Origin of the sequence: Winogradskyella sp., from assembly GCF_965228925.1 — a bacterium.
Lineage (GTDB): Bacteria > Bacteroidota > Bacteroidia > Flavobacteriales > Flavobacteriaceae > Winogradskyella.
Genome location: NZ_OZ245845.1, coordinates 3,929,717 through 3,942,812, shown reverse-complemented (window position 1 = coordinate 3,942,812; position 13,096 = coordinate 3,929,717). Strand labels below are relative to the sequence as shown.

General features: G+C 37.8%; 10 protein-coding genes. 9 read left to right on the top strand and 1 reads right to left on the bottom strand.

Going from position 1 to position 13,096, the window contains the following annotated elements; all coding sequences use genetic code 11:
- The first annotated feature begins 11 nt into the window (after positions 1–11).
- The 9 genes from ACO052_RS16400 (at position 12) to ACO052_RS16360 (ending at position 12,068) form a co-directional block, all read left to right on the top strand.
- Entirely contained in the window at positions 12–572 is a 561-nt protein-coding gene (locus ACO052_RS16400) for a hypothetical protein (protein WP_422104873.1), read from the top strand.
- Positions 573–578: 6 nt separating this feature from the next.
- Positions 579–2,063, top strand: a complete 1,485-nt coding sequence (locus ACO052_RS16395; RefSeq protein ID WP_422104872.1) for a contractile injection system tape measure protein — start codon at positions 579–581, stop codon at positions 2,061–2,063.
- A gap of 12 nt (positions 2,064–2,075) precedes the next feature.
- Positions 2,076–3,461: a DUF4157 domain-containing protein gene (locus tag ACO052_RS16390; protein WP_422104871.1), complete on the top strand. Its 1,386-nt coding sequence runs from the start codon at positions 2,076–2,078 to the stop codon at positions 3,459–3,461.
- 32 nt (positions 3,462–3,493) lie between these two features.
- Positions 3,494–3,979 (top strand): hypothetical protein, encoded by a 486-nt coding sequence (locus ACO052_RS16385; RefSeq protein WP_422104870.1) that lies wholly within the window; start codon positions 3,494–3,496, stop codon positions 3,977–3,979.
- A 42-nt stretch (positions 3,980–4,021) separates the two neighbouring features.
- Positions 4,022–5,779, top strand: a complete 1,758-nt coding sequence (locus tag ACO052_RS16380; RefSeq protein ID WP_422104869.1) for an eCIS core domain-containing protein — start codon at positions 4,022–4,024, stop codon at positions 5,777–5,779.
- A gap of 20 nt (positions 5,780–5,799) precedes the next feature.
- Positions 5,800–7,056, top strand: coding sequence for a DUF4157 domain-containing protein (locus ACO052_RS16375; protein WP_422104868.1), 1,257 nt, complete (start codon positions 5,800–5,802; stop codon positions 7,054–7,056).
- Positions 7,057–7,068: 12 nt separating this feature from the next.
- A complete protein-coding gene (locus ACO052_RS16370; protein ID WP_422104867.1) occupies positions 7,069–8,832 on the top strand; it encodes a DUF4157 domain-containing protein in 1,764 nt (587 codons plus the stop codon).
- Between the two features lie 294 nt (positions 8,833–9,126).
- Positions 9,127–10,425, top strand: coding sequence for an ATP-binding protein (locus ACO052_RS16365; RefSeq protein WP_422104866.1), 1,299 nt, complete (start codon positions 9,127–9,129; stop codon positions 10,423–10,425).
- A gap of 104 nt (positions 10,426–10,529) precedes the next feature.
- Positions 10,530–12,068: a YifB family Mg chelatase-like AAA ATPase gene (locus ACO052_RS16360; RefSeq protein ID WP_422104865.1), complete on the top strand. Its 1,539-nt coding sequence runs from the start codon at positions 10,530–10,532 to the stop codon at positions 12,066–12,068.
- Between the two features lie 31 nt (positions 12,069–12,099).
- Here the strand turns inward: ACO052_RS16360 and ACO052_RS16355 are convergent, their stop codons facing one another.
- Positions 12,100–13,092, bottom strand: coding sequence for a hypothetical protein (locus ACO052_RS16355; RefSeq protein ID WP_422104864.1), 993 nt, complete (start codon positions 13,090–13,092; stop codon positions 12,100–12,102).
- Between the last annotated feature and the right edge of the window lie 4 nt (positions 13,093–13,096).

Below are 13,096 nucleotides of genomic sequence, written 5' to 3'. Positions count from 1 at the left end.
ACACTAATATTATGGCAACACGACCACAAGTAGAAGCAGCCATAGCTGCAATAGAAGACGAAGGAAACAATAAAGCATCAGAAGTTCGGGATGTTTTAACAAAACTATTGGACTATACTGAAAATGATACTACAGGAGGCGGTAGCCCAAGTAGCTTACAACCATTTCATTTTTTTAATGATGGAAAGGCAGAAAAATTAATAGGTAGACGTGGTAATAGCGTTGGTGCAATATGGTATTCGTTCAAAGGATTGGAAGGCGAGTCAGTTAATTTTACATTTAAGATTGAAACGAACTCTGAATCTGTTTTTACGTATTTATTCCAAGTTCCTGACCGACTATTTTCAACACTTCAGAAATTTTTTAACAATAATGCCCAATTTAAGGAGGAGATGTCTTTTGCTATTCCAATTCGAAAGAAAAATAATATTAATGAAATAGAAATAGGAACATTGAGTATTAAGCTGTCTACCCAAAGAAGAGTTGCATTAACTTTTGTTAGTCAGTTGGAAAGGACTAATGCTATTAAAGTGTACACTTCGTTACAATTTCATGCTCCAAAATTTAGTTAGAAGACCTTGAACTTTATAGAAAAGCATCATATCGAAATCTCTTGTGCCAAACAAAGTACTGCAAAACATATTCAGCATGAAATAGGATATGTTTTTGAACAAACCTTGTACCCAAAACTAGACGAACTATTAAGCAGGTATGATGTTTCTGATCATGTATGGCAGGTTGAAACATTAGAGGTGTCCATTCCAAATTTAACCATGTCGAATTGGAAGCACAACTTGATCAGTGCCATTTTAGAACAAGTTGAAGTATTTTTTGCAGCCAATCAAAAACAAAAAGTTAATGAGAAAACTACATCCAATAATCACAAAATTGTTTCCAAGGATTTCCTATATCAACAGCTATTGTTACAGTATTTAACAGAAGGTAAATTGTCATTAAACACATCTACCGATCGTTTAAGCCATATTATGAATGTGGTTAAGGTTGATGAGCAGTTTTCCGATGCGTTGTTCAATGCGATTGAACAAGACTCCGAACTATTGCATAATGTTGTTTTGCGGTTAGTCTTAAATCTTCCTCATCAACTTCAGCGTGCATTGGCAGATACGCTAAATGTTACAAAAGATATTGATGGTCTTAGGGCTATTTTAAAGCAAGGTCCAAAATCCTTGGAGCCATTTGCGCTTTACTTGTTATGGATAACGATCATAAACAGTTCAGGTCCAAATTGTAACACAAAAACCTTGACCGATGCTATTTTAAAATCGGCGCATACCTATTTTAGTATATCAGAGCCAGAACTCATAAAACATATCGAAATCTGGCAAACAAGAATCCATTCAAAGACCTTTAAAAATAAGGTTATCTTTAAAGGGTTTCAGAAGACCTTAGTTAGTATTGCCTCTAAAGTAGCGGGAGTTAATACAAACACCAAACAAAAAAACGATGATACGTCTTTAAAAAATGCAACAAACACTGATATTGAATCCATCTTAGAAGCTTTGCAAGGGTATAGTCACAATGAATCTCAGGATGATACATCCTATATGTATATTAAAAATTCTGGTATAGTAATTTTAAGTCCTTTTTTAGTGCCGTTATTTGAACGATTGGGTTATCTCGAGGCAAGTCAATGGAAAGATGAAGTCTTGCAACATCGCGCCATATTGTTGATGCATTATTTGGTTTATGGAACAGCAGAAATTTTTGAAAATGAATTGGTCCTAAATAAAATCCTTTGCGGGGTCGCCGTAGCAACTGCTGTTAAAACAGACTGGGACATTACTAAAGAAGAAAAAGTACAATGTCAAGAATTGTTGGAATCAGTGATTACACATTGGTCTATACTAAAGGATACGTCTGTAGCAACGTTACGAGATACGTTTTTACAGCGCAATGCCAAGCTCACAGAATACAAAGAAGCACAGTATGAACTTATCGTAGAGCATCAAAGTGTTGATATACTCTTAGATCACTTACCATGGGGCATCGGAACTATAAAGACGCCTTGGATGAAACATTTTTTAACATGTCAATGGCTATAAAAATTTAATCAGATGGAAGCATTAGTACAACAACATATAACTCAACCTGCTATTCAGAAAAAAGATAATGGACCATTCTTTGGAACACAAACGATTCAAAGGAAGCTTTCTATTGGATCATCCAACGATGCTTATGAAGTAGAAGCCGATGCTATGGCAGATAAGGTGGTTGGCATGAGCGATTCTCAGGTGAATGCTGAGCAACATTCAGGACCCTTAGTACAGCGAAAATGTGCCGCTTGCGAAGAAGAGACGGTGCAGAAGAAATCATTGGCAACTGAAATTACACCTATGGTTCAGAGAAAAAGTCATGGTGTAGAGGGAGGAACAGCCTCAGAAACTTTAACACAACAAATCGATTCAAGTAGAGGTGGAGGTCAAGCCATGGATAAAGACACCCAAGGTTTTATGGAAAGTCGATTCGGAACTGATTTCTCAGGTGTTCGTATCCACACAGGAACTCAGGCCATTCAAATGAGCAGAGATTTAAATGCTCAGGCCTTTACCGTAGGTAATGATATTTATTTCAATGAAGGGAAATATAATCCAAGTTCTAATTCAGGAAAGCATTTGTTGGCCCATGAGTTGACGCATACTGTTCAGCAAGGAGCGGTACAACGAAAAATACAAAGAAGTATAGTTGTAGAAGATCCTTCAAGTCTTATCGCCAATCCTACGGGAAGAGGAGTTGTGGATACTAACAGAAATATTGCAAAACAATATTTGAGAAGATTATGTCCCGATGGAAATATTAATGTTAATAATAGTGGTGAAGTAGGAGTTGGTCTTAATGGTATTTGCTCTATTGTTGCAGTGCCGTCAACCCCTACAGGTTGTGGATGCCTTTGCGATATGGTTAAGTCTTCAAATCGCTGGAGAATAAAAATAGACGATTCTACCTGGCCTCATACCATTCCTGATAATGCGACTAGAGGTAACACTCCTCATTCTGGAGGAACGGGTGGAATTGTTACTGCGCCGTCACCAAATGATAGAGAAGCTTGGGGAGCGGCTACAGCCTCTGGGAGATTAGTTGACATCGATCCTTGGCTAATTTTGGGTCACGAATTATGCGGACATGCTTGGATGATGGATCAGGGCACTCATGGTGCTGATCATGTGAAACCTAGAGGAGAAGGTGGCCATCAGGCGACTGTTGAAAGAGAAAACTTAATCAGAGATGAACATGGAATAGAACGGCGAGGAACACACAGACAGCCTTATTGTGGAGAATCATTTTCACATAGAAAAGGCACTTCTGCTACACCCGGGTCAGTTACTTGGAGCAGATTTAAATTAGTGTGTGAAAGATGGAGGAGGGAATATAACCGTCTAAATGGAACACGTTATACTATTTCGCAAGATATTCCTGTTAGAGCCGGAGAAATACTTCCTTAAAACAAGACTTTTAATATTTAGAATATCTAATTATGCTTAGTGAGGATGAAAAAGAATTTGTTAACGTCAAAATTGTTGATGTTCAAACGAACTTAACACCAACTGAAATACTATTGCATATAGAAATTCAGAATAACTTTCGTGAGCCTATTTGGATAGTAAATGATGATTGGTTCGTATGGAAAAAAGAAGGAGAAAAGATACATATCTCTTTGGCTAGAGAGAAGATGAGGCCAGGTGTCGAGGTTTTCGGATATTTCAATCCTAATAGGAAAAAAGTAGGTCCACAAGAAACGTTTTATAGAAAGCTTAAACTAATTTTTCCTTTGCGGCTTAACATGATTTGGAATAAGGAAGATAAAGTTCGTTTGAGCCCAGGTAAATATCAACTCAAGGCAACTGTTGGATATGGTTTTGAAGAAAAATTTGATGACATTAAGAGTGAAAATATTGAACAGGATATTTTGAATTGGCAGAAAAAATCAACAAGTGAATATGTTACCATAACTGTTACTTAAAACCGAAATAAATATTAAAATTATAAGGTAGACAAAATTAATATGCAAGTTATAAATCACGAACATACCAAACAGTCTAAACCACAAAGCAAACCCAAAGTTTTTGTGCAAGCATCTCCTATTTCAGTGATTCAAAAAAAACTTGCTATTGGTTCAGCTCATGACGCTCATGAAGTAGAAGCCGATAGCATGGCGGATAAGGTGGTAGGCATGAGCGATTCACATATCCATGCCAAGCAACATTCAGGACCTTCGGTACAGCGTAAATGCGCAGCATACAAAGAAGAAATGGTTCAAAGGAAGTCATTAGTATCCGAGATCACACCTATGGTTCAACGCAAAAGCCATAATTCAGAAGCAGGTACAGCTTCACAGGCACTAACTCAACAAATTAATTCCAGTAAAGGCAATGGTCATTCTTTGGATAAAGGGACTCAGAGTTTTATGGAAAGTCGTTTTGGAACGGACTTTTCGGGCGTACGGATTCATACAGATACGCAAGCCATTCAGATGAGTAGAGACTTGAATGCTCAAGCCTTTACGGTCGGTAATGATATTTATTTTAACGAAGGGAAATACAATCCAAACTCTAATTCTGGGAAGCACCTATTGGCGCATGAATTGACGCATACCTTACAACAAGGAGAAGGTAAAATTCATAAAAAAAATATCCAAAGACTAACAATACAATTACAAAAACAGGAGTCAGATATAGATCAAAGAAAAGTTGAACCATCCAATAAGTGCAAAATAGACCATACTGCGGCGCCTAAAAAATCTATACTTGTTAAGCGGTTAATAGACTTTGGTATTATCTCAAAAGGTAAGGGGACAGAATTTACTGATATACTCGGAAGACATGTAAGGGAGAACACAAACTATGGAAAACAATATATTGAATATTTAATAAATCAGGCTTATCCCATGCCTGGATTTTGCTTGCATTACAACGGACGAGGCTGGAATAGGATGTTTAGAAAAATTATGAGACATTACAACATTAGTACTCCGACCCATAGAGCTATGCGTCTTATATATAGCAATGTTAGAGATCATGACAGGAAAAATTTATTAATGTACGCCGATTCACACTTATATTATATAAGTAAAAGTGAAGGTAAATCAATGAGAATAAGAAACCCATTTGCTCAGCGTTTAACGCAGCGATCATTAAGGAAACTTTCAAAAGATAAAATGCTTAATGGTGTTGCAACAGAAGCTACTCTGCTGATGAAAGCGACGGACAACTACTTAGATACATTAACTCTGACTAGAGAAAATGTAGAGTCTCAAGTTATATCACCAACTTTGGATAATGGAGCTATTTTCCAATGGGGTAGTGCAAAGTCAGAAGATTCAGCAGTAGATCCTAATACTTATGATACGCAAATAGTGTATTGGGTTACTTATTATAACAGACTTTTTAAAACCGTTGATAGTAAGGGCAATCCTAATCCTTTAGATCCAGACTTGATGAAGGCTCTTATATGGAGAGAATCACGTTTTAATAAAAAAGCTGTTAGTAGTGGTAAAGCACGTGGATTAACACAAGTAATAGGCAGAGAGCGTAAAGGAGTTGCCAAATATACTGCTGGAATTTCTGGTTTCAAAACAGAACAGTTTGATAAAAATGCCTCACTTCAAATCGCAGTTGGGGTTAGAATTTTATTCCAAAAGTATGCGCGCTCTCAAAATTGGGAAACTGCCGTAAGAGATTATAACGGTAGCCCACATAAAGAACAATATGCAAAAGAAGTATTGGAAAAGTATCGTTCCCATAAAAGAACAACAAATCCTTAGAATAGAACATTGAGGATCTCATGCAAGCAACGTTTCAAAAACATATCACCCAATCCCAAACACAAAGTCAGTCTAAAGCCTTTGTGCCACCAGTTCCTGTACCTATAATACAAAAAAAGTTAGGAATAGGTGCTCCTAATGATCCGCTAGAGGCAGAAGCCGATAGCATGGCGGATAAGGTGGTAGGCATGAACGATTCACATATCCATACCAAGCAACATTCAGGACCTTTAGTACAGCGTAAATGCGCAGCATGTGAAGAAGAAATGGTTCAAAGGAAGTCATTAGCATCCGAGATTACACCTATGGTTCAACGCCAAAGCCATAGTTCAGAATCAGGTACAGCTTCACAGGCACTAACTCAACAAATCAATTCAAGTAAAGGCAATGGTCATTCTTTGGATAAAGGGACTCAGAGTTTTATGGAAAGTCGTTTTGGAACGGACTTTTCGGGCGTACGGATTCATACAGATACGCAAGCCATTCAGATGAGTAGAGACTTGAATGCTCAAGCCTTTACGGTCGGTAATAATATTTATTTTAATGAAGGGAAATACAATCCAAACTCTAATTCTGGGAAGCACTTATTGGCGCATGAGTTGACGCATACATTACAACAAAGTAAAAACACAGCTCAATTAAAAATACAGAGGGCTTTAGCATGTCCTACAAAGAAACCTAAAAAGACGCCTAAAGGATGGAAAAAATACTTTGGAAACTCTTGCATCTTTCATTGTTGTTTTGATGGAATAATAGAAGACAGATCGCCAACACCATCCGACCCACAAAATGAATGCTTTTATGATGATTATGGAAATCTTGTTACAAGCAGTCATGAATATGCAAATTGTGGAGGCACGCCAAACGATTATGACTCTTCAACAGATTGGTGGGATCATACCTTTAACGATAGAGGAGGTATCTGGCATAAAGGAAGAGTAGCATATAATGAATCTAGGCGCTATGCCAAAGATAGAGACCTAGTTTTACGTATTGGAAAGACAAGAACTACTCCGCCACAACCACATTTAGGAAGGCGCCAAAGAACGATTAAAACAGGGCTCGTTTGGGTTACTATCGGGAAGAAAAAAGTCCTCATTATAGCTGAGGAAGCTGGCGGATCTGGAAGACTACGATTTTTAATGTTTATAAATCAATACTTTAAACCAATAGCACTAAAAATAGCAAGCAAAAAGCAGGGAACGATTCCAGTGGTTCCTACAAAAGCTGTAGTTGGAATGCCTTCCAGTATTCCTAGTAATGCTGTGACCAAATAAGTAATAGGAAAAATGCAAGCAGTATCTCACGACCATAGCACCCCATCTAAAGCACAAACCCAACCAAAGGCATTTGTGTCTCCTACTCCTGTAATCCAAAGAAAACTTGCTATTGGTTCAGCTGATGATGTTTATGAAGCAGAAGCCGATGCCATGGCGGATAAGGTGTTAGGCATGAGCGATTCATATATCCATGCCAAACAACATTCAGGACCTCTATTACAGCGTAAATGTGCAGCTTGTGAAGAAGAAATGGTCCAAAAGAAGTCACTAGCATCCGAGATTACACCTGTGGTTCAACGCAAAAGCCATAGTTCAGAAGCTGGAGTAGTTTCACAAGCATTAACCCAGCAAATCAATTCTAGTCAAGGCAATGGCCATTCTTTGGATAAAGGGACTCAGCGTTTTATGGAAAGTCGTTTTGGAACGGACTTTTCGGGCGTACGGATTCATACAGATACGCAAGCCATTCAAATGAGCAGAGATTTAAATGCTCAGGCCTTTACGGTCGGTAATGATATTTATTTTAATGAAGGGAAATACAATCCAAACTCTAATTCAGGAAAGCACCTATTGGCACATGAGTTGACACATACAATACAGCAAGGTGGAATTAGAAAGAAATTAATCCAAAAATCGCAAGACGATATAAGTACTAGTTGTGAGGATGGAATTCACGATTTTCATGCTAAGAATGATCAGTCTTGCGCATGTTTAGTTCATATTCATAATGACGAACGTAACTCAAAAGCAGTAGCTAATTTGCTACACAATAATTGTAACTATAATTTAATAGATGTCAAGGATTCAGCATCTAACAGTAATAGCCCAAGGCTTTTAAGAAATCCGATTAGAACACTTATGAACGGTCGTGTTGTTACAAGAACAGATCCAAATGAAATATTTTCGCATGAAGTGATTAGTCATTGTGATGATAATGCAGCCGATAGAGCTACTTTTTTAAGAAGACATAGAAGGTTAAGAGATGCTGATATGACGAAAATATGTTGCTTTTATAACGACTTAAAAAGGTGTAGCAGTAATTTTCAAAAACCTGTAGTTGCATTGCATAATAATGTGATTCAAAATTCAGAACGAAGAAGATCGACAGCTCATCAGGGTTCTACAAATATTATACGTTGGATTCAGTCTGATGCCATTCAGGAAGGTGTGATGAACGATAGAGACCATATAGATAGAGTAGTGTGGACTTCTAATCGAAGCGATTACGACATTCTTAGGAACAGAGGAAGGGAGAATACAGTTTTACAGGATAACACCTTTGACGGTGATACGGATTTATCTACTCTTTTCGGTCATTTACCCTTAATATTATTGAGAGATACAATTCGCACTGTTAACAGACTTCCTCAAGATTTTTTGGATATTATGATGAATAACATTCATGATGTTAGTGATATTTATGAGGTTTCTGAAGTGATTAATATTTTTGTGGAAAATGTTTTTAATAATCAATCTCAGGAAATAAAATCAATTATTAGTGATACGATTTTTGACGTTGTTATAGCAAATTCAGTCACTCAGAATATTCGTCAGATATTAATAACTGCGTTAACTAATGCTATCGCTAACCGAATCAGGTATATAAATATAGAAACAGAGCATACAAGTGGTCGTTATGATCAAAGTTTAGCTGTAATTAACCTTAGAATGGTTCATGATGTTTTAAACGCATTGGGCTTATGGTGCTGCGAAAATTCTTTAAATCATCTTATACGTAACCTTAGTGAAAGTAACATACCAAGTGAGGATTGATTAAGATACTAACAGTGTCATTCCAAAATTTAAAAAAGTACATAGTGCTACAAGCAGTCAAAAAGCGATCTTGGTTTAGCATTGACTCTCGATGCATAATATGTACTTTCAGGTTAAAACCCCTTAAATAACAGGAAAAACCCCTACTTAAAACATTAAAAACAGGTTAATTTTATGGTCGAAACGATGCAAAGTAAATAGGCTAAAAAAGCAAGTAAAAAAGCCTTTTTTTAGGCCGAATGAAAACTAAACCGTTAGTCGGTTAAAGAACTATGAACTGCAAATCGTATAAAAATGATGATATTAGATAGTCTAAAACAATATATCATACAGCGCTTCAATCCTGAAGGAGAAGAGGGTGTTGTTAATTATACATTTCAGAATTTGTTCTCAGAAGTCTTGGGGCGCTCAACAACGCATGAGGAGGGATTAATCTTGTTGCTAACCATTGCGCCCCATATCATTCCAGGATTTTATGATGACATCTTAAAAGGGCTCTATCCGGAAGGTGGTGAGTTTCCAGAATGGGGCGGCGTTAAAGAGGATAAGTATAGGAGTATGCAGCCAACTGGCGAAACCATTCAGTATATTCTAGCTGGGAATGATATGCAGAAAAGACTGTATTTGATTAACTATTTTAACGAAGACCATTGGTTTTATAAGGATCAAGTATTATTTCTGGAAGCTGTTAAAGAAGGCATGCCATATATGAGCGGGAAACTCATAGTACCAGCAGAGAGTATGCACTTATTAATGTATGGTGAAGCCTTAAAACCACGTTTCGGTCCAGATTTTCCTGCCAAGGAAATTGCAACTCAAATGGAGTGGAAGGACTTGGTGCTGAATACCAATACCTTGGCTCAAATCAACCATATACGTTTATGGATTAAACACAAAGAGCTATTGCGGAAGGATTGGGGTATGGCAAAGCGTATGGCGCCTGGTTATAAGGCCCTGTTTTGTGGCCCTTCTGGTACTGGAAAAACCTTAACGGCTTCGTTGTTGGGTAAGGAATTCGATCGCCCCGTATACCGAATAGACCTATCCCAGATTATATCAAAATACATTGGAGAAACCGAAAAGAATCTTGAGAAAATCTTTATTCGTGCCGAAAACAAAAATTGGATACTTTTCTTTGATGAAGCCGATGCATTATTCGGAAAACGTTCCAATACACGTAATGCCCAAGATCGTTATGCCAACCAGAGCGTGAGCTACCTGTTACAACGTATAGAATATTTTAATGGCGTGGTGATCTTAGCAAGTAATTATAAAAACAATATCGATCAGGCCTTTATCAGACGTTTTAATGCTATCATAAATTTTATAAAACCCGATTCAGAAGAGCGTCTGCAATTATGGGAAATGGCATTGCCAAAAACACTTAAGGCAGAACAGGAAACATTGCGTTTAATTTCTAACACCTACGAACTCACCGGGGCCCAGATTAATAATTCCATGGCGTATTGTTGTCTTCAGTTGGCAGAGCAGAAAAGACAAAAACTGGAGTTTCAGGATCTGCTTTCCGCCATAAAAATAGAGTTTTTAAAAGAAGAAAAAATATTTGTTGAGCCTAAATCATTGTACGCCTAGCGGGGCATTAAAATGAGCCCTAAAACAATAACTTTTGTTGATAATACAATTAAGGGTTTTGCTTTTTTAGGGAATCTTCCTACATTTAGAAAAACTAATCGTTCATGCTCAAAAAAATATTTGGAAGTGCCGTATTTGGTGTTGAGGCCACAACCATAACCGTTGAGGTCAATGTGGATATAGGTATAGGCTATCACCTTGTTGGACTTCCCGATAATGCCATAAAAGAGAGTAATTATCGTATCGCTGCGGCATTGCAGAATAATGGTTATCGTATTCCCGGTAAAAAGATTACCATCAATATGGCACCTGCCGATTTGCGTAAGGAAGGCTCAGCTTACGACTTAACCCTGGCCATAGGTATATTGGCAGCATCAAATCAAATAAAAGCCGACCAATTAGCAGATTACCTTATCATGGGCGAATTATCCTTAGATGGTAGCTTGCAGCCCATAAAAGGGGCTTTGCCCATTGCCGTAAAGGCTAGGGAAGAGGGGTTTAAACATTTTATTTTGCCTTCTCAAAATGCTAAGGAGGCAGCTATCGTTAATGATTTAAAGGTGTATGGTGTTGATACTATTACGCAGGTCATCGACCACTTTGATAAAGGAGGCCCCTTAGAAGAAACCATAATTGATACGCGAAAAGAATTTTATAAAAATCTCGATGTTCCAGAATTTGATTTTGCCGACGTCAAGGGCCAGGAAAGTATTAAGCGCTGTATGGAAATTGCTGCGGCTGGTGGCCATAATATTATACTCATTGGCCCGCCAGGATCAGGTAAGACCATGTTGGCCAAACGACTCCCTTCCATCTTACCACCCATGACCCTCCATGAAGCTTTGGAAACGACTAAGATACACTCAGTAGTAGGTCGTGTTAAGGCACATGCAGGATTAATGGCACAGCGACCATTTCGAAGTCCGCATCATACCATTAGTGATGTAGCTTTGGTCGGCGGAGGCGCCTACCCACAGCCTGGTGAGATTTCTTTATCTCATAATGGCGTGTTGTTTTTAGATGAATTACCCGAGTTTAAGCGCAGCGTACTAGAAGTGATGCGCCAGCCTTTAGAAGACCGGGAAGTGACCATTTCTAGAGCAAAGTTTACGGTGACTTATCCATCGTCCTTTATGTTGGTCGCTAGCATGAACCCAAGTCCAGGAGGCTATTTTAACGATCCTGATGCGCCTGTAACGTCTAGCCCAGCAGAAATGCAGCGCTATTTAAGCAAAATCTCTGGTCCATTGCTAGATCGTATCGATATTCATATCGAAGTGACACCAGTCCCTTTTGAGAAATTGTCTGACGATCGGAAAGGCGAGTCGTCGGTCGCCATTAGAAAGCGCGTTACCGAAGCTCGAGACCTACAGACTAAACGTTTTGAAGCCTTAGAGCATGTGCATTACAATGCACAAATGAACACGAAACAAATCCGTGAATACTGTAAATTAGATGAAGCTTCTTTACAGTTGCTCAAATCAGCCATGGAACGCTTAAACTTATCTGCCAGAGCTTACGACAGAATTCTAAAAGTCGCCAGAACCATAGCCGATTTAGAACATTCCGAAAATGTCATTGGCAGCCATATTAGCGAAGCCATTCAGTACCGAAGTTTGGACCGCGAGGGGTGGCTGGGGTAGATTTAAAAAGGAAGCCCTTTTTCATATATTACTAAACAAGTTCTATGTCCCCTTGGTCTATTTTTTTATGAATACTTTCTTCTACTTTTCTAATAACAGATTTTGTTTTCTTTAAATTAGATTGAAGAAATTCATAAACGAATTGTCTGCACATAGCAGCATATGCCATTTTTCTATGGGTAAAGTAAAATAGTGTTTCTATTTCCGCTTTTAACCTATCTTGATAATAGTTAATAATCACCGGATTAGAGTTAAAATCCATGTCATCAAGTTTCTTTAAAACCTCTCTTACGCTATTGATGTGCAAATCAAGGTTAACTAATCGTTTTTTTCGTTCTTGTACCAAATAAATGCGCTGCAAGGCATATACCTCTATGGAAGCTGAGGCTTTTGGATCATCAATAAACTTATTGTTCCTTTTAATTTTTTTAGGAATAACAATACCTTCCTTAGTGTAACTAAAGTGCTTCTCTGGGTCATCAATACAAGGGTTAACAATTAAACGCGCTTTATCGTCTTTTTTATCGTTACCATTTTCCCAGTTGATATGAGAACGTGTTCTGTTGTAAAGTGTTTGATTGCTTAGTGGAAATTGATTTTGTTTGCCTAGAGTGATTTTAATGAGTTCGTCTTCTTTTTCGATCATCTGGGTTTTTGCCTGATTGCAGAATAGACAAGACAGTAATAGATTATTCCAATCGTTAGCCAGCCAATAATAGCCAGGAATCTTTTGATCTTTCTTGGTGCCAACAAATTTTTTAGGTCTAAAATGTTCTATATCTCCATAGTATACGTGTAAAAATGAACTTTCGCAGTAGGCACATTTGTTGTTACACATATCTTTCAAAGCATCTTTAACAGCTGCGTGAGAATATCGCTTGTATTTAAATTCCTTACGCTTTTTGGTCAGTGATGGTGTAATGCTTTGATTAGGGGCAAACAGTTTTATTGCTTCTGCAGTCTCTTCGAGTACTTTTGGGTCATCTAAATATGCTGGTTTTGTTGTGCGTTTAATCTTAATCATTTGC

Bases quoted from the DNA above. Each gene is read 5' to 3' on its own strand.
- ACO052_RS16400 (WP_422104873.1), top strand. From the start codon at position 12: ATGGCAACACGACCACAAGTAGAAGCAGCCATAGCTGCAATAGAAGAC.
- ACO052_RS16390 (WP_422104871.1), top strand. From the start codon at position 2,076: ATGGAAGCATTAGTACAACAACATATAACTCAACCTGCTATTCAGAAA.
- ACO052_RS16385 (WP_422104870.1), top strand. From the start codon at position 3,494: ATGCTTAGTGAGGATGAAAAAGAATTTGTTAACGTCAAAATTGTTGAT.
- ACO052_RS16380 (WP_422104869.1), top strand. From the start codon at position 4,022: ATGCAAGTTATAAATCACGAACATACCAAACAGTCTAAACCACAAAGC.
- ACO052_RS16375 (WP_422104868.1), top strand. From the start codon at position 5,800: ATGCAAGCAACGTTTCAAAAACATATCACCCAATCCCAAACACAAAGT.
- ACO052_RS16370 (WP_422104867.1), top strand. From the start codon at position 7,069: ATGCAAGCAGTATCTCACGACCATAGCACCCCATCTAAAGCACAAACC.
- ACO052_RS16365 (WP_422104866.1), top strand. From the start codon at position 9,127: ATGATGATATTAGATAGTCTAAAACAATATATCATACAGCGCTTCAAT.
- ACO052_RS16360 (WP_422104865.1), top strand. From the start codon at position 10,530: ATGCTCAAAAAAATATTTGGAAGTGCCGTATTTGGTGTTGAGGCCACA.
- ACO052_RS16355 (WP_422104864.1), bottom strand. From the start codon at position 13,092: ATGATTAAGATTAAACGCACAACAAAACCAGCATATTTAGATGACCCA.